An 18,195-nucleotide genomic window follows, 5' to 3' on the forward strand; every position below is an offset into this window, starting at 1 on the left:
AATATTACGCCGCCTTTGCAGCGCCGCCTGTCCGGTCCGGAGCGAGCCGCGGCGCTGTCGGCGCGAAGCAATGGAGTGAGCGGGGACCGTCGTCACCAGTCGGTGGAAGGCGACCGGCGTCACCGGCTTCCGGAAGAGGACCGGCTTCCGGAAGGTATTCTCAAATCGCCTCTTTGCCCCGTTCGCCGGTACGCACCCGGATCACTTCCTCCACCGGGCAGACGAAGATGCGTCCGTCGCCGATTCGGCCGGTGCGGTTGATCTTGATCAGCGCCGCCGTCACCAGGGGTACGTCGGCGTCGTCCACCACCAGGTAGAGCAGTCGCTTGGGCACATATTTCATACGGCCTTCCTGCCGGAGCAGGCCCGGATCAAAGGAAAAGGAAACCTCCCCCAGGATGCCCTTTTGCTTGCCCCGGCCAACCACCTTGACTGCGGTCAGGCCGGGGAAACCGAGCACGGCCAGGGCTTCTTTGGTGGCGCTGATCTTGTTGGGACGGATGATGGCGTATATTTCCTTCACCGGCACGCACCTCCTAGAGCCCGGCGCTGTCTGTGCGCACGGTGTATGCTTCATCCACCGGGGTGACGAAAATCTTGCCGTCCCCGAAATTGCCGGTATTGGCCGCTTTGGTCACAATCTCCACCGCCTTCGCCACTTTGTCATCGTCAGTCACCAGCAGGAACATCACCTTGGGCAGTTCATCATAGTAAACCGTGCCCAGTTGAATGCCCTTCTGCTTGCCCCGGCCGGCCACATCCAGCTTGGTCAGGGCGACGAACCCGGCCTCCGCCAGGGCGTCGGCCACTTCCTCGCTTTTTTCGGGGCGCACGATGGCCCGGATCATTTTCATGGGCGAAACCTCCTTCAACCTGAAAATATAACCTGAAAAAAGCCGTTAAGATGGTTTCGGTGCATGGCCGATCCAACGCACCGGTATACATCCACCGCCTTTTTCGATTGACGTGCTGCTTTCATTTGCCTGCAAACAGCCGCATGAGGTACCGGATCAGATGTGCTGACAATCAGTCCAGCAGGCCGTATTTGACCACCAGGTTTTCCAGTTCGTCCATACTCATCGGCTGCGGGATGGCCAGTTCGTCAGCCGTGGTCTCCATCAGTCTTTTGGCCAACTCCTTGTAGGCGCCGGCCTGGGTGGAAGCGGGATCAAACTCGGTCACCGTCTGCCGGTTGAACTCGGCCTTCTGCACAATGTTGTCCCGCGGAATGAACATAAGTAGCCGGGTGCCCAACCGGGCGCAGAATTCCTCCAGCAGTTCCCGTTCCCCGTCCACGTTGCGGCTGTTACAGATGATGCCGCCCATACGCACGCCGCTCTGTTCGGCGTATTTGACCATGCCCCGGCTGATGTTGTTGGCCGCATAAAGAGCCATCATCTCGCCCGAGGCGACGATGTATATTTCCTGCGCCTTGCCTTCCCGCACCGGCATGGCGAATCCGCCGCAGACCACGTCACCCAGCACGTCAAAGAAAATCATGTCCAGTTCGGGGGTGTAGCCGCCCAGTTCCTCCATCAGATTGATGGCCGTGATCACTCCCCGGCCGGCGCAGCCCACGCCCGGCTCGGGACCGCCCGACTCCACGCAGCGGATGCCGCCGAAACCGGTCTGGCAGACCCGGTCCAGGGTAACGGCGGACTCCCCGTGCTCCCGCAGGGTGTCCAGCACGGTCACCTGCATCTTGCCCCCCAGGATGAGCCGGGTGGCGTCCGCTTTCGGGTCGCAGCCGTGAATCATTACTTTCTGTCCATAAAAGTGGCTCAACGCCGCCGCCGTATTCTGGGTGGTGGTGGACTTGCCGATACCGCCTTTGCCGTAAATGGCAATTTTCCTGGTCATTAGCACGCACCTCCATTTAAATTTGCTCCTGCCGCCCCCGCCGCTCCAATGCCGCGGTCCGGCGATAAAAGCTTATTAAAACCATGCCGCCGTCCGCAGTGGCATGTGCAGAGCTTGCATTTGCCATGCCCGGCTATGTCTTCCCCATCCGGCTGCGACCTTGTTACACCGGCCGGCGGGCCGGGGGCAAAAGCATTCACCGTTTTGCAATACGGCAATAAAAAACCCCGCACCGGAAAGGTGTTTTTCCCTTCCGGACGGGGCGGCATCGCCCTGTTTGCAACAACAACGTGACCAATCAAAGAAATGGCGTCAATGCCGTATTCAATTAAAAAGGAAAGGCGCCCCGGGGTTAAGGAGGGAGAGAGCTTCCTTGACCGAGGCGCCGATGCCTGCTTTTTAACCACAGTGTCGGTTTTTTAAAATTATCATGGCGGGCCGCTCCAGCCGCCTGGCGCCGGCGGGAGCAGAGCACACCGGAATGGCGCTGAACAGTGCCCAACCCGGCCGCCGGTGAATTATTACGCCGCTTTCATCAGTACGCTGCACTTTCCGTTGCCGCTGCACCGGCGGCCATGCCAGGCAACCATTAAGTCAAAGATGTTTTTAAATCGCACTTTCGCCAGTCTCGCCGGTGCGGATGCGCACGGCGTTTTCCACCGGGCAGATAAAGATCTTGCCGTCGCCGATTTCGCCCGTGCGGGCGGCGGTGGTGATCAGTTTGACCACTTCATCCACCAGCCGGTCCGCGATCACGATTTCCACTTTGATTTTGGGCAGCAGGTTGATGCTGTATTCCGTGCCCCGGTAAACCTCGGTGCGCCCTTTTTGCAACCCGCAGCCGATTACCTGGGACACGGTCATGCCGTGCACGCCGAATTTGCCCAAAGCGTCCTTGACGTCCTCCAGCTTGCCCGGACGCAGGATACATTCAATCTTGGTCATCACAGCACCTGGTTCCAGAAGCTCACAATACCTAACAATGCTGGTTTTTGTGCAGCCGGCCACCCCCATGACCAGGCTTTTGCTCCTTTCGGATTTGATTTGTCCGCGTCTTGCGAAAGCGGACATACGACAGGGCGGCCTCGGCCCCGGGAGTCCCACCCGGACGGGAGAACGGCGCTTGACCGGCGCATGATGCGGTCTTTCGGGAAACCACAGCAGTTTCCGCCGCACGTCGACTTTCAAGCAAAAGCGCTTTAAGGCTTTGCCTCCCGCGATCTGTTGGATGCGGCCTACCGGTTGTTCCGTACTCCGGCTAAACGGAATCTTTAGGCGTTGGCGCCCTTCGCGCTCACTTTCACCGCCGGCGCGGCGGCCGTCATGCCGCTCATGGTGCCCAGCGGGGCGCCCAGAACCATGTCGGAGTAGGCTTCCTCACCGTGCTGGGTGAAGTCCAGACCCTGCACTTCCTCGTCTTCGTCTGCACGCAGCTTGAAGAACAGGCCGACCACTTTCAGGATGACAAAGGTGGCCGCGGCGGCAAAGACCCAGCTGGAAAGCACGCCAATCAACTGAATCAAGAATTGATGCGGGTTGCCGAAAAACAAACCGTCCGCGCCGGCCGGGTTGACCAGCCTGGAGGCGAACAGGCCGGTGGCCAGCGCGCCCAGTGTGCCGCCAATACCGTGCACGCCGAAAGCGTCCAGGGAATCGTCATAACCCAGCCGGGATTTGACCACGCTCACCGCCAGGTAGCAGACCACGCCGGCCGCCAGGCCGATGAGCACCGCCGGCATCGGTCCGACGAAACCGGAAGCGGGGGTGATCGCCACCAGGCCGGCCACCAGGCCGCTGGCGCCGCCCAGCACGGTGGGCTTGCCGTGATGCAGCCACTCGGCGCACACCCAGGAGAGGGCGGCTGCCGCGGCGGCGGTGTTGGTCGCTACAAAGGCGCTCGCCGCCAGGCCGTTGGCCGCCAGAGCGCTGCCGGCGTTGAAGCCGAACCAGCCGAACCAGAGCAGCGCCGCACCAAGCACGGTAAAGGGCAGGTTGTGCGGCACCATCGGTTCGGTGCCGTATCCTTTGCGCCGTCCGAGCATCAGCGCCGCCACCAGGCCGGAAATACCGGACGAAATATGCACCACCGTACCGCCGGCGAAGTCCAGCGCGCCCAGGTTGCGCAACCAGCCGCCCATACCCCACACCCAGTGGGCCAGCGGGTCGTAAACGAAGGTCGCCCAGAGCAGGGTGAAAGCCACGAAAGCGGGGAAGCGCATGCGCTCGGCAATGGAGCCGGTAATCAAAGCCGGTGTAATCACCGCGAACATCATCTGGAAGGCCATGAACGCCTGGGCTGGAATGGTGGCCGCATAATCCGCGTTGGGCGTCTGGCCCACCCCGTTCAGTCCCAGCCAGGCCAGGCTGCCGAACAGGTGCGCCTTGTCCGGGCCGAAGGCGATGCTGTAACCCCAGAGCACCCACTGAACCGAGATCAGAGCCATGATAAACAGGCTTTGCATGATGGTGGAAAGAGTGTTCTTGCGCCGCACCATGCCGCCGTAAAACAAGGCCACGCCGGGCAGGGTCATGATCATGACCAGCGCCGTGGAAATCAGGACGAAAGATGTGTCGCCGGAGTCCACTTTGGCCTCACCGGCCCAGGCCAGGCCCGGTGCGGCCAGCAGGACCAGCGGCAGCAGGTAGAGGGAGAATGCCAGCCGTCTCTTCATTTTCTTTACCTCCTCATACTGAATTCACTTGACACAAATGAATGATGCCTCTTTTTTCCCCGGCCGCTTTCCGGGCGCCGGTCACGGCAGTCGCGTCAAAGCGCTTGTTAACCGCACACTGGTGTGTATGTTCTGCTGCTGTTGACCGTGGTGCTGAAAGCAAACTTCGACGCAATCCTGTCGCCGGTCCCGGCCGGAATTACGGCCCGGGCGGTTTATCTCATCGTCCGGTCTGAATGGCGCCAATTCATGTCCGGACGCCGCCGCAAAAAACAATAAAAGGGCGTTCCATTGTGGAGCGCCTTTGCTCCGGTGGAAGCACCCTTGCTTGTTCTTTCTATACATACATCCCGCCGCCGCGGCAGCCCCTTCCCCGGCCCACCCGCCATACGGCGGATGTTTTCCGGTAAGCGCCACGCCGCCTGCAAAATCAAAAAGGCGCCTTCCGGAAAAGGGTGAACCCTTCCCGGAAAGCGCCTTTGCCCGCGGTCCGCCTTTGGATTGCCGGTTGAAAAACAAAAACGCCTTTTGCCGTTAAACCACCGTCAAAAGGCGTCATCGCCAATTCCGATACAACCTTGTATCGCCGATAACAATAATATACGCCGGAACAGTGCCGCTGTCAATACCTATTTTTAAAATGCAGCCGCATTTTTTACAGCCGGATCGCTACCGCCCCGCCGCCCGGGGCAGCACTTCCGGAACGTAGCTGTCGGAGAACTCCTCCACATCTATTTCACCCAGCGGACCGGCTACCAGGCCGGCATAGGCCGGAATGCCGTGCTCGTTGATGTCCAGCCCTTCCAGTTCTTCATGGGCGGAAACCCGGATGCCGACGGTCTTTTTCAGCACGTAGAAAATGCCCCCGGTGGCGGCGAAGGCCAGCAGGGAGACGGACAGCACGCCCAGCGCCTGTACGCCCAGCAGGTGCCAGCCGCCCCCGTAAAACAGGCCGCCTTTTTCGGCAAACAGCCCCACCGCCAGCGCGCCCCAGGTGCCGTTCACGCCGTGCACGGCAATGGCGCCCACCGGGTCGTCGGCGTGAATGCGGTCGAAAAAGCCCACCGCCAGCACCACCAGCACACCGGCCACCGCGCCGGTGATTACGGCGGCCGGCGGGGAGACATAGGCGCAACCGGCGGTGATCGCCACCAGGCCGGCCAGAGCGCCGTTCATGGCCATACTGGGGTCGACCTTGCCGTATTTGAGCTTGGTGCAAAGCATGCCCATCGTGCCGCCGGTGGCCGCGGCCAGGTTGGTGGTCAGGGCGATGCGGGCGATGTTCAGGTCAAGCCCGGACAGTGAACTGCCGGGATTGAAACCGAACCAGCCGAACCAGAGGATGAATGTGCCCAAAAAGGCCAGGTGCATGTTGTGGGCGGGCAGCACGTTCACCGAGCCGTCCCGGTTGTATTTACCCTCCCGGGCGCCCAGCACCAGCACGGCCGCCAGGGCGCTCCAGCCCCCTACGGCGTGCACCACCGCCGAACCGGCGAAGTCCAGCATGCCCAGTTTGCCCAGCCAGCCGCCGCCCCAGACCCAGTGCCCGGCCAGGGGGTAGATCAGCCCGGCGGCCAGAGCGGTGAAAACCAGGTAGGGGGCGAACTTCATACGCTCGGCCACTGCGCCGGAAACAATGGAAGCCATGGCCACGGCAAAGGCGGCCTGAAACAGCCAGTAGGCGTATAGAGGAATGCCCAGATGCAGGTGGGCGAAGCTGCCGTTCAGGAAAAAGCCGCTGCCCCCGAACAGGCCGGCCCGGTCCAGGCCGTACATGACGGCAAAGCCCAGCGCCCAGTAACTGAGCATGCCCACCGTGCAGTCGGTGAAAACCTTCATCACAATGTTCATGGAGTTCTTGGCCCGGATGAAACCGGCTTCCAGAAAAGCAAAACCGGCCTCCATGAAAAACACCAGCGCGGCACACAGGAGCACCCACACCGTGTTGATGCCCGCGGCCAGTTCCGCTGCATTGATACCCATATCCCAATCCCCCTTAACTTTTAATAAAAATTATTAAAAAAGGCAAAGACGTCCCGGGGGATGGCAGACCATCTCCCAAGGCGTCTTTGCCTTTTATTTTCCGGCACCGGAAAACTATTTTTTTATCCCACGCGGATGATGCCGCCGCCGGCCTTCCGCCGGTCCGGGCCATTTTACCCTTGTTACGGCCGGTTCACCCGGCGCTGCCGGTTGTCGACATGCTCAATGGTACTCCGTCGCGCCGCATCAGTTGCAGGCCCGTTGCTCCCGCCCGGATGGCGCCGTCGCCTGCACAAACCGGCCATGCTCATCCGGCTTAAATGGCGTCGTCGCCCGCCTCGCCGGTACGGATGCGGTGGGCGCTTTCCACCGGGTAGATGAAAATCTTGCCGTCCCCGATTTCGCCGGTACGGGCGGTTTCGGCAATAATCCGCACCACGTCGTCCACCCAGGCGTCCTTGATTACAATCTCCACTTTTACTTTCGGTAGCAGGTTGATGCTGTATTCATGCCCCCGGTAAACACTGACCCGTCCGCGCTGCAAACCGCAGCCCAAAACCTGGCTCACCGTCATGCCGTGAATGCCGAAACGGCCCAGGGCTTCCTTTACCTCTTCCAGTTTTGCCGGCCGGATGACGGCTTCGATTTTTTTCACCGGCACAATCCTCCCTGGCTGCGCTGCTTCCCGGCAAAGAAAAACCCAAAGCCGTGCCGCGGCTTCGGGACTTCATCGGCCCGGTTGATACAGCCCTTGTATCACAAGCTTCAACGCTTAATTTATTATAATCAGTTTATTCATCCCTGACAATATGTTTTTCAGCGGACAGGTCGCCGGTTTCCTCTTGCCCGGCCTGCACCCGGGCGATGGCCGCCGGCAGTTGCTCCACGATGTCACCGGCCAGCAGGCCGTACATTCCCTTTTTGCGCGCCGCCAGATCACCGGCCAGGCCGTGCAGGAAGGCTCCGGCCGCAGCCGCCCGGGCGGCGTCCAGCCCCTGGGCCAGCAGGGCGGCAATCACCCCGGTGAGCACGTCCCCGCTGCCCCCGGTGGCCATACCCGGGTTGCCGGTCGGATTGATGTAGGTAAAGCCGCCGGGGGAAGCGATCAAAGTAGCCGCGCCCTTTAACAGGACCACCTTCCCAAAGGCGGCGGCCGCCTCCTCGGCCGCTTTCAACCGGCCGGCCTGGATTTCGGCCGTTGTCCGGCCGGTCAGACGGGCCATTTCCCCGGGATGCGGGGTGAGCACCAGCGGCGCGCGCACCCGGCCGAGCAGGCCGGTATCGCCGACCAGGGCGTTCAGGCCGTCGGCATCGATTACCGCGGGCAGACGCAGCGCCGGCAGCAGTTCCCGCACCAGGGCCACCGTCTCCAGGTGCCGGGAAAGGCCCGGTCCCAGGGCCAGCGCGCCGGCATTTTCCAGGCGGGTCATAATTTCGCGCCGGGAATCCCGGGCCAGCGTACCCTCGCCGGTCTGGGGCAGTCCGGCGGTGAGCATTTCCGTCAGTTTTCCTGCCACCACATCCTGAATCCCGGCCGGCACGGCCAGAGTGGTCAGTCCGGCGCCGGCCCGGGCCGCACCCAGTGCGGTCAGGCAGGCCGCTCCGGCCATCCCGCGGGAACCGGCCACCACCAGCACCCGGCCGCAGTCGCCCTTGTGCGCCCAGGCCGGGCGGGCGGGCAGCCAACCGCGCACCATGCCGGCGGTGATCAGGTACCTCCCCGGCACACCTGTTTCCAATAAGAAAGAAGGAATGGAAATGTCCGCCACATGCAGCACGCCGGCGTGGCTGCGTCCGGGTTCCTGCACCAGGCCCAGTTTGGGCAGGGCGAAAGTGACCGTGTGGGCAGCACGCACGCACGGGCCGTGTACCTGGCCGGTATCGGCCTCCAGTCCGGACGGGATGTCCACCGCCACCACCGGACGGCCGCCGCCGTTGATTGTTTCGATCACCCCGGCCGCCGGTTCCCGTGCCGCGCCCCGGAAGCCGGTGCCGAAAATGGCGTCCACCACCGCGTCGGCGCCCACCAGAAACAGGCGTACGGCGTTCAAGTCCTCCCCGCTGCCCACTGTGTACACCGGCTGGTCCATTTTCTGCCAGATGGCCAGGTTCACCCCGGCATCACCGCTTATTTCCTCCGGCCGGGCCAGCAACAGCAATTTGACCTCCGCCCCGGCGTTGAACAGGTGCCTGGCCACCACCAGTCCGTCGCCGCCGTTGTTCCCCTTGCCGGCAAATACGGCCACACGCCGGTCGGCAAAACCCCCCAGCATTTCCCGGAGCACCCGCACCACTGCCAGGCCGGCGTTTTCCATCAGGACCAGTCCGGGCACGCCGTACTCATCCATGGCCGCCCGGTCCAGTTCACGCATCTGGACCGCTGTAACCACCCGCATAATTTTCCCTCCCCGCTGCCAATTCCACGCAAAAAATCCCATCCGGTTAGCATTCTTCATTACACCATAAAAAACCTGCCTGTGCGCCCCCGGACCCCCAAACCGTCCCGGCGGCGCTCCAACCGGACATCCGCCGTCCGCCCGCTTTGCCGCCATGCGTTTATTACTGGCCGGATCCGGAACGGCTCCGGCGTGCGCTTCACCCGCCGGGAAGGGAGGTATGTAAACACGGCCGGATATTTCAATCAATACCTGGCGCTCAACTGCAAACGCAGTTATTGCAAATGCCAGCATATCCCTTTTATAGTCTAAACCGGAATAGAAAAATATTATACCGCCGGCAGCTTTATCCCGGACGGTTAAGATTTCCTTAAAAATGCCGATTTAATGTTAAATGAGACAGAAAATTTTTTAAGTTCTTGAGCGGGGGTATGTGAACGTGAAGTCATCGAAGGAGAACTGCTGGTATAATCTGAAATGCCCGCCGGATAGAAAGGAATCATGCCCGGCCTATACGGAGGGACGGGGCCGGGAGTGCTGGCTGGTCACCGGTACCCGCTGCCGGGGAGAAAACCAGGGTTCATACACGGATAAAATCAACCACTGCCGCCAATGCCCGCATTATCAGAAGATTAATAAAACAGGCCTGAGCATCCGGACCAAAATGCTGGGCGGCTTCGGCCTGGTGCTGCTGTTGTTGACGGCCGTGGGGCTGCTCGCCCTGACCCAACTTTACGCCATCAACCGTTCTTACACCGGGCTGGTGCAACATAAAGCGGCCATGATCAGCGACACCAAAGGAGCCATGATCACCTGCTCGCGGGCGGCGCTGGACCTGCGCGGCTATGTGCTCACCGGCAACCAAACCTACCTGGACCGCTACCGGCAGGAAGAGTCCGGCACCCAAAAAGCCCTGGCGGATATCGGCCAGCATATCAACACTGATGCCGAACGCCAGCTGCTGACCCTCTGGCAGAATTCCTTCGGCAATTTTGAAACTTACGCCAAAAATGCGGTTTCTTTGAAGAATCATAATCAAACCGGGCTGCTCCTGCAATATATCAACGCCAGCCGGGGCACCGTTACCGATGTGCTGGTTAAAGGCCAGTCGCTGGTTGACTTCGAACAGGAACTGCTTAATGAAGGAATCGCGGAAAACAACCGGCAGGTGCAGACCGCCATTACCATTGTGCTCATTTTAATCGGCCTGGCACTGGTGGCCGGCATTGCCATTGCACTCTACGCCTCCCGTGTGATTGCCGGCCCGCTGGTCCGGCTCGAGCAGGCTGTTTCGCGCATTGCCGCCGGCGACCTGAGCGGACGGGAAATTGTCGTCCGCACCCGGGATGAAGTGGGCCGCCTGGCCATTTCATTCAACCAGATGACGGCCAGTCTGAAATACCTGGTCCGGGAACTGGCCGGGAAAGCGCAAACCGTCTCCTCGGCGTCTGAACAGCTCACCTCCACCGCCCAGGAAACGGCCGCCGGAGCCGGTGAAACAGCGGCCACGATGAGCCAGGTGGCCGCCTCGGTGGAACAGGTGACCGACAGCGTCAACCGGGTGGCCACCCTGGCGGAAACCGCCACCGGCCATGCGGACAAGGGGGCGGAAGCGGTGAACATGGTCAACGGACAGATGCAGCAGATTACCGCGGCAGCCCGGAACAGCGCCCGGATCATCGCCAGTCTGAACGCCAAATCGCAAGAAGTCACCCGCATGGTGGAGCTGATTACCGGCATCGCCGATCAGACCAACCTGCTGGCTTTGAACGCGGCTATTGAGGCCGCCCGGGCCGGGGAACACGGACGGGGCTTCGCCGTGGTGGCCGAGGAAGTACGCAATCTGGCCGAGCAATCGGCCCGGGCGGCACGGGAAATTCAAGGACTGCTGGGAAGCATGCAGCAGGAAACCGGCCAGGCCGTGGAAGCAATGGCCGCGGGCGACCGGGTGGTAGCCGAGGGCAACCGGGTGGTGCAGGAAGCGGGGCGTTCCTTTGAACAAATCATCGCCTTGATTCGCGATCTTGACCGGCAGATCCGGGAGGTGGCCACGGCGGCCGCGGAAATCACCACCGGGGTGGAAAATGTCAGCGCGGCGGCCGAAGAGCAGTCCGCCGCCATGGAAGAAGTATCGGCGGCCGCCGAATCATTGTCCGGAGTGGCCGCCGCTTTGAACACGCTGGCAGGCAAATTCAAACTGTAACTAGCCGGTCAGAATCCCAAAATCTTGCGCAGCTTTTTCGCCTGTGCCCGGCTGACGGGCACTTCGCTGTTTTCCTTGTCCTCCACCACCAGATTGTAAGTGCCGTTGAAAAAGGGCACGATTTCCCGCACCTTGTGCAGGTTGACCAGATAACAGCGGTGGGTGCGGAAAAAGACGGCCGGGTTGAGCCTGGCCTCCAGCTCTTTCAGTGTGAAACGGGTAAACAGCTTGTCGGCGAAGGTTTTCACATAAATATAATCCTGCTCCGTGAAAGCATAAATAATATCGGATTCGGCCACCAGTACGGTCTTGCCCTGCTTCTCGGCCGGAATGCGGTCGATTTTGATCTGCCCGGCCGGCTGCGCGCCCTGGGAGCCGTTGTGCGGCGCATCCGCCTCACCGGCGGCGGCGGCTTCCGACGCGGCCATTGATTCCTGGGTAATACGCACCACCTTGTCAATCGCTTTTTTTAAACGGGTATGCTCCACCGGCTTGAGCAGGTAGTCAACGGCATTTACTTCAAAAGCACGCACGGCGTATTCGTCGTAAGCGGTGACAAAAATCACCTGGGGCTGACGGGGCAGGTCCTGTATGGCCGCGCCCAACTCCAGACCGTTCATGCCCGGCATCGAGATATCCAAAAAAATCACCTGGTAATCCAGCGCCTTGATCAGAGCCAGCGCCTCCTGGGCGTTGGCCGCTTCACCGACAATCTCCACATTGTCAAACTCACTCAAAGCGTAACGCAGTTCCTGGCGCGCCGGATATTCGTCATCCACGATCAGTGCCTTCAGTTTCACCCGTTCTCCCCTCTCTTTCTGTCAACTTGCACATCAACGGCACGCGCACATAAATGGACGTCCCGGCATTGGGCGCACTGACGATGCGCAGTCCGTACTCCTCTCCAAACAAGCTTTTCAAACGTTCGTGCACATTGCTCATCCCGACACCGTTGCCGGAGCCGATGCCCGGCTTGAGCACTTCGGGCAGCCGTTCCGGGCTGATCCCCACCCCGTCGTCCCGGATTACAATCAACATGTCTTCCTCCAGCCGCTGAACGGTTATTTGCACCGTACCCGGCCCGGGCTTGGGCAAAATGCCGTGTTTGATGGCGTTTTCCACCAGCGGCTGAATGGTCAGCACCGGCACCTGATAGTCGAGCAGATGCTCGTCTATTTCACGCACAATGCGCAGCTTTTCGCGGAAGCGGGCTTTCTCCAAAATAAGGTAGGTATTCAGGTATTCAATCTCTTCCTTTAAAGTATTGAAATGACCGTGCCGCTTCAATGTCAGGCGGAAAAAACTGGCCAGACGGATTAACAACCGCCGCGCTGTTTCCGGATTGGTACGGCTGAACATGATAATCGTGTTCAGCGTATTAAACAAAAAGTGCGGGTTGATCTGGGCGTGCAGGGCGTCCAGTTCGGCCTTGGTCACCAACTGCGCCTGCCGGTCCAGTTCCGCCAGTTCCATCTGCATCCCCAGCAACTGGGCGACGCCCACCGCCAGCCTGACCACATCCGGCGGAATCTGGCCGGGCTCGACGCGGTACAGTTTGACCGTACCCACCACTTCGCCCTTGCAGCGCAAGGGGGCGATCACCGCCGATTCCAGCGGACAGCCGGGCACGGGGCAGTGCAGGTGGTAGCTGTTCTCCACAATATTCAACTTGCCGCTGCTGATTGCCTCCCGGGTTGCTTCCGTCATAATCGGCCGGCCCGGCAGGTGGTGGTCGGAACCGGCTCCGATGTAGGCCAGCACTTTTTCCCGGTCGGTGACAGCCACCGCCGCCACATCGGCCAGCCGCTGAATGATTTCAGCCGTTTTGGCCGCCGTCGTCTCATTCAAGCCCCGGCGCAGGTAAGGCAGTGTCTGACTGGCAATCTGCAGGGTGGAGTCCAGGGGATGTTTTTCTGTTTTTAAAAAAAACATTTTCTGCTTGTAAAGATAGTCGCTGACCAGGTAAGCGGCCACCGCATTGACGCCAAGCATGGCCACCGCGAGCATCCAGGCGGCCGGATCCCGCAACAGGACAAAGACGGCCGCCAGCAGGTTGATGGGCAGCCAGCGGGCGATTACGCCGGCAACAAGCTTTTTCCGCATTTGAACCACCCCCGGTACGGGCCTGAAAATTCTAAATTTTATTCCACATTCAATATAGCTATTCGACAAGCGGTCAGTTATTCCTTCACTGTCCAAAAAAAAGACACCACCAAAAGGTGGTGCCGTATAAAGACACAGGCATTGCCGCCTGTCATTCACCAGTGTACAGCGGCCAAGCGGCGGTAATTATGGCGCCGTCTTGCCGGCACACGGGACCGTCCGGACCCGCCGGAAGGCGGCACGGGAACGTGGGAAAAACGGCGGGCCGTTCCCGCTGCGCTAGATCCCGTGCCGGGCGGCCGCAACAGGGCCGTCCAGGTCCGCTTCCACCCGGCCTTCAGCCATTTCCCACAACAGGCGCCGCATGATTTTGCCGCTGCGTGTGCGGGGCATTTCCGGAGTGAAGAAAATATCCTCCGGCCGGGCCAGGGCGCCGATCTTCCTGGTCACATGGGTTTTCAGTTCAGCGGCCAGCTCGGGTGAACCTGTAAATCCTTCTTTCAAAGTGACGAACGCGCTGACCGCCTGCCCCTTCAGCTTGTGGGACTTGCCGATCACGGCGGCCTCGGCCACCGTCCGGTGTTCCGCCAGAGCGCTTTCAATTTCCACCGTGCTCAACCGGTGTCCGCCGACGTTGATGATGTCGTCCACCCGTCCCATCACCTGGAAGTATCCGTCTTCATCCCACCGGGCCCCGTCGCCGGTAAAGTAGGCATTTTCGAAGCGGCTCCAGTACTGGGCCACGTAGCGGTCCGGATCTCCGTAAATGGTGCTCAGCATGGCCGGCCAGGGTGTTTTTAACACCAGATAGCCGCCGCCGCACGGCGGAACGGGATTGCCGGCATTATCCACCACGGCCGCTTCCACGCCGGGAACGGGCACAGTGACGGACCCCGGTTTCAGGGGCGTGACGCCGGGCAGGGGAGCGATTAAAATCATACCGGTTTCCGTCTGCCACCAGGTATCCACCACCGGACAGCGACCCCCGCCCACATGTTGATGATACCAGAGCCAGGTTTCCGGGTTGATCGGCTCACCTACGCTGCCGAGCAGGCGCAGGGAGGACAGATCATAATTTTCCAGCCAGGCGGTTCCCCACTTCATAAATGAACGGATGGCCGTGGGAACGGTGTACAGTATATTCACACCGTATTTTTCAATCAGCGCCCAGAACCGGTCCGGCTGCGGCCAGTCGGGACCGCCTTCATAAAGCACACTGGTGCAGCCGTTGGCCAGCGGTCCGTAAACGGCATAGGAGTGTCCGGTGATCCAGCCGATATCCGCCGTGCACCAGAAAACATCATCGTCCCTTAAGTCAAAGACCATCCGGTGGGTGGCCGCGACCCCCGTCAGATAGCCGCCGGTGGAATGCACGATGCCTTTTGGCTTGCCGGCCGGCCCGCTGGTATAAAGGATGAACAAATCATCCCCCGCATCCATCTGCTCGCAGGGGCAAGCGGCGGGCGCCCCGTCCATCAAATCATGATACCAGTAATCCCGGCCGGCCGTAAAGTTGACCTCCTTCCCGGTGCGTCTGACCAGCAGCACCTTTTCCACCGAAGGACAGCCGGCCAGGGCTTCATCACAGTTGTCCTTCAGGGGAGTGATCCGGCCCCGCCGCCAGCCGCCGTCGGCGGTAACCACCAGTTTGGCCCGGCAATCATTGATCCGGTCGCACAGGGAACCGGGACCGAAACCGCTGAAAACCACACTGTGGGGGGCGCCGATCCGGGCGCAGGCCAGCATGACCACAGGCAACTCGGGAATCATGGGCAGATAGACGGCCACCCGGTCCCCCCGCCGCACACCCATGCTCTTCAATACATTGGCGCATTTGGTCACTTCCCGGTACAGCTCCTGGTAAGTGAGCACCCGCTGATCACCCGGCTCACCCTCAAAGATTAAAGCCGCTTTTGTTTTGCGCTCCGTTTTCAGATGGCGGTCGAGACAATTGTAGGCAGCATTCAACTTGCCGCCGGCGAACCAGCGGTAAAAGGGGGCGTTGCTTTCATCCAGCACCTGCTCCCACGGCTTGAACCAGTCCAGTTGTCCGGCCTGCCCGGCCCAAAAAGTTTCCCGGTCCGCCGCGGCTTCCCGGTAAATTGCTTTGTCATTCACCCCGGCGCCGGAGCAGGTTTCCGGTGACGGCTGAAATGTCTGTCTTTCGTTCAACGACTTTCCCTGAGCATGGTTTGTTTTCACCAAACAGAACCTCCCCGTCCCCGGTTCCCGGTCGGTAACGCAGCCGGAAAACCCGGTTTGCCCGCGTTTGATTCAAACATTCTTCTCACCGGCATTATACAACACCGCCCGGCGAAAGGTTAAGAATTTTCAGTCCAGCGGTTCCATAAACGCCTCAACTGTCTAAAGATTAAGGTGAATGGTTCCGGAACATAAAAGGGGCAGGCGTCGTCGCCTGCCCGCTGCATTATACAATTGATGGACCGGCCGGCCGGCGGGCGGAGGTAATGCCCGGAACTCCCATCTGGCCGGGACGTTCAAAGCGCTGGCATCACCGCCGGCCGGCCGGTCCAATGCTATACAGTCAGCTAGCCGCCCTGCACCTGCACACGAATTGATTCAACAATATCGGGATTGGCCAGGGTGGTTACATCGCCCACATCCCCCTTGTTGGAGATGGCAGACAGAATGCGGCGCATGATCTTCCCGGAACGGGTCTTGGGCATGTCGGGCACGATATGCACCCGCTTCGGCCGGGCGATCTTGCCCAGCACCGCCGAGACGGCCCCGGAAATTTTTTCCTCCAACTCCTTGCTGGCTTCAAAGCCCGGCTTGAGGGAGACGTACAGGTCGGGCACGGTGCCCTTCAATTCATCCTTGACCGGAATAACCGCTGCTTCAGCCACTGCATCAACGGTCAGGGCGGCGGACTCGATCTCCTTGGTGCCGAGACGGTGACCGGCCACATTAATCACGTCGTCCACCCGTCCCAGGATGCGCACATAGCCGTCCTTGGACATAACCGCCGCATCGCCGGCCATGTAGGGCCAGTCACGCCAGTCCTTGCTGTCCGGATTCTTGCAGTATTTTCCGAAGTAGGTGGAAACAAAGCGGTCACGATCCTTCCAGATCGTCTGCATCAGACCGGGCCACGGATTGCGGATGCAGATGTTGCCCGCCCTGCCTTCACCCGGCGGCACCTCGTTCCCCTCATCATCGAAGATCACCGGATGAATGCCCGGGACGCCCGGACCGGCGCTACCGGGCTTCATCGAACAGAGGGCCGGGACGGTGCTGCACAGGAAGCCGCCAGTTTCCGTCTGCCACCAGGTGTCCACGATGGCGGCCTGCCCGCGGCCGACCACATTGTAGTACCATCTCCACACCTCGGGCTCAATCGGTTCACCCACGGTGGTCATATGCTTGAACTTGTAGTTGTATTTCGCCGGTTCGTCCGGACCAGCCTTCCGCAGCATGCGGATGGTGGTGGGGGCGGTATGGAAAATGTTCACATCGAGTTCCTCGGCAATCCGCCAGGGACGCCCGGCGTCCGGATAAGTGGGCACCCCTTCGTAAATCACCGTGCTGGCGGCCAGGGCCAGGGGGCCGTACACGATAAACGAATGGCCGGTGATCCACCCGATGTCCGCCATGCACCAGTAGACATCCTCGGGATGAATATCCTGGATCCACTTGGACATGGCCGTCACATAAGCCAGATAGCCGCCGATGCTGTGCTGCGCGCCCTTGGGCTTGCCGGTGGAACCACTGGTATACATGAGGAAAAGAATGCCTTCCGCCGGCATGGACACGGGTTCCACGATTGCACCCTTATAATCCTTGAGCACCTCGTTCATGAAATAATCCCGGCCTTCGACCATGGGCGCTGCAGAGGCGTTTTGTCCGGGATGGCGCTGCCAGACGAGCACTTTGTCCACCGTCTGTCCCTGCGCTCCGGCCGTTTCCACGGCCACGTCGGCGTTGGCTTTGTGGTCCAGCAACTTGCCGCCGCGGTAGTAACCGTCAATGGTGATCAGCACCCGGCTTCCCGAATCCCAGATCCGGTCGCCGCAAGCCTGACCGCTGAACCCGGCGAACACCTGGGAGTGGATCACGCCCAGGCGGGCGCAGGCCAGCATGGTGATCGGCAGTTCCGGGGTCATGGGCAGGTGCAGGGTAACCCGGTCGCCGGCCTTCAACCCGCAGAAATCTCTTAATACAGCGGCCACTTCATTGACCCGCTTGTAAAGATCCTGGTAAGTGATGTGGACAATCGGATCTTCCTCAAGTTCCGGCACGAAGTGAATGGCTGTCTTGTTTTTATATTTGGCCAGATGTCTGTCCACGCAGTTATAGCTGGCATTCAGCTTGCCGCCGACAAACCATTTCCAGCAGGGGGCGTCGCTGGTGTCCAGGGTGGTGTGCCAGTACTGGTCCCAGTCCAGCATTTCGGCAAACTCCTTGAAACAATCGGGGAAGTTTTCCAGGCTGAACCGTCTGAAAACATCCGGATCAGTCATATTAGCCTGGCCAATGAATTCGGGCTTGGGATGAATATACTCCTCTTCCTGCCAGTGTGCGGCATACGCCGCCCCGGTACTCGCCTCGCTGACCTCGGTGAGTTCTTTTTCTTCCATCAGCCGATCTCCTTTCGTATTGTACTTTAAGCCCCAATACCCCGCCGTGGAAAATTAAAAATGAAAAGCAATCGAACCCTTCAGTTGGCGATTATAATATGGAAGAAACAAAAAAGGCCCGAAATTTTTCATACTAAAGCCCTATTTTTAGTTGAACACCCCCTCATCCGTCATTTTCAGACACATTGCGTTCCTCCGTTCGCCAGCGCTGTTTAAAGGCTATTTGGACGTTACCTCGAAAAGCATTGTACCGTATTGTTCGCAGAAAGTTAAGAATTTTCAGTCCAGAGGTTTAAATCACGGCCTCACTGTCCTTTTGGACAATCTGAACGGTTCCCTTGCAACCGGGCAATACCGCCCGGTTCAAAACGGCCGCTGTA

At 60.2% G+C, this 18,195-nt stretch carries 13 protein-coding genes; 1 reads left to right on the plus strand and 12 read right to left on the minus strand.

Annotated features, from left to right (window positions below; genetic code table 11):
* Positions 1 to 160: 160 nt before the first annotated feature.
* The 8 genes from A6M21_RS00195 to A6M21_RS00245 all read right to left on the minus strand — a co-directional run bounded on the left by A6M21_RS00195 (position 161) and on the right by A6M21_RS00245 (position 8,911).
* A complete protein-coding gene (locus A6M21_RS00195; RefSeq protein ID WP_066665787.1) occupies positions 161 to 523 on the minus strand; it encodes a P-II family nitrogen regulator in 363 nt (120 codons plus the stop codon).
* Positions 524 to 536: 13 nt separating this feature from the next.
* Positions 537 to 854 carry a P-II family nitrogen regulator gene (locus tag A6M21_RS00200; RefSeq protein WP_066665788.1) on the minus strand — a complete coding sequence of 106 codons (318 nt, stop codon included), beginning with the start codon at positions 852 to 854 and terminating at the stop codon, positions 537 to 539.
* A 172-nt stretch (positions 855 to 1,026) separates the two neighbouring features.
* Entirely contained in the window at positions 1,027 to 1,860 is an 834-nt protein-coding gene (nifH, locus tag A6M21_RS00205) for a nitrogenase iron protein (protein WP_066665790.1), read from the minus strand.
* 606 nt (positions 1,861 to 2,466) lie between these two features.
* The gene (locus tag A6M21_RS00215) at positions 2,467 to 2,805 is read right to left on the minus strand and encodes a P-II family nitrogen regulator (RefSeq protein ID WP_066665950.1); all 339 of its coding nucleotides are present in this window, start codon (positions 2,803 to 2,805) and stop codon (positions 2,467 to 2,469) included.
* A 326-nt stretch (positions 2,806 to 3,131) separates the two neighbouring features.
* Positions 3,132 to 4,532, minus strand: coding sequence for an ammonium transporter (locus tag A6M21_RS00220; protein WP_066665794.1), 1,401 nt, complete (start codon positions 4,530 to 4,532; stop codon positions 3,132 to 3,134).
* A 669-nt stretch (positions 4,533 to 5,201) separates the two neighbouring features.
* Positions 5,202 to 6,515, minus strand: coding sequence for an ammonium transporter (locus A6M21_RS00230; RefSeq protein ID WP_066665797.1), 1,314 nt, complete (start codon positions 6,513 to 6,515; stop codon positions 5,202 to 5,204).
* Between the two features lie 316 nt (positions 6,516 to 6,831).
* Entirely contained in the window at positions 6,832 to 7,170 is a 339-nt protein-coding gene (locus A6M21_RS00240) for a P-II family nitrogen regulator (RefSeq protein ID WP_066665800.1), read from the minus strand.
* Between the two features lie 136 nt (positions 7,171 to 7,306).
* Positions 7,307 to 8,911: a bifunctional ADP-dependent NAD(P)H-hydrate dehydratase/NAD(P)H-hydrate epimerase gene (locus A6M21_RS00245; protein ID WP_066665952.1), complete on the minus strand. Its 1,605-nt coding sequence runs from the start codon at positions 8,909 to 8,911 to the stop codon at positions 7,307 to 7,309.
* A 439-nt stretch (positions 8,912 to 9,350) separates the two neighbouring features.
* Between A6M21_RS00245 and A6M21_RS00250 the strand changes: the two genes are divergently transcribed.
* A complete protein-coding gene (locus A6M21_RS00250; RefSeq protein ID WP_066665958.1) occupies positions 9,351 to 11,114 on the plus strand; it encodes a methyl-accepting chemotaxis protein in 1,764 nt (587 codons plus the stop codon).
* 8 nt (positions 11,115 to 11,122) lie between these two features.
* Here the strand turns inward: A6M21_RS00250 and A6M21_RS00255 are convergent, their stop codons facing one another.
* The 4 genes from A6M21_RS00255 to acs (A6M21_RS00270) form a co-directional block, all read right to left on the minus strand.
* Positions 11,123 to 11,914, minus strand: coding sequence for a LytR/AlgR family response regulator transcription factor (locus A6M21_RS00255; protein WP_066665801.1), 792 nt, complete (start codon positions 11,912 to 11,914; stop codon positions 11,123 to 11,125).
* Positions 11,886 to 13,217: a histidine kinase gene (locus A6M21_RS00260; protein ID WP_066665803.1), complete on the minus strand. Its 1,332-nt coding sequence runs from the start codon at positions 13,215 to 13,217 to the stop codon at positions 11,886 to 11,888. Before A6M21_RS00260 ends, A6M21_RS00255 begins: the two co-directional genes overlap by 29 nt.
* Positions 13,218 to 13,496: 279 nt before the next feature.
* The gene (acs, locus tag A6M21_RS00265) at positions 13,497 to 15,419 is read right to left on the minus strand and encodes an acetate--CoA ligase (RefSeq protein WP_242868711.1); all 1,923 of its coding nucleotides are present in this window, start codon (positions 15,417 to 15,419) and stop codon (positions 13,497 to 13,499) included.
* A gap of 347 nt (positions 15,420 to 15,766) precedes the next feature.
* Positions 15,767 to 17,815 (minus strand): acetate--CoA ligase, encoded by a 2,049-nt coding sequence (gene acs, locus A6M21_RS00270; RefSeq protein ID WP_066665804.1) that lies wholly within the window; start codon positions 17,813 to 17,815, stop codon positions 15,767 to 15,769.
* Positions 17,816 to 18,195 lie beyond the last annotated feature (380 nt).

Source organism: Desulfotomaculum copahuensis, assembly GCF_001655685.1.
GTDB classification, from domain to species: domain Bacteria; phylum Bacillota; class Desulfotomaculia; order Desulfotomaculales; family Desulfovirgulaceae; genus Desulfotomaculum_G; species Desulfotomaculum_G copahuensis.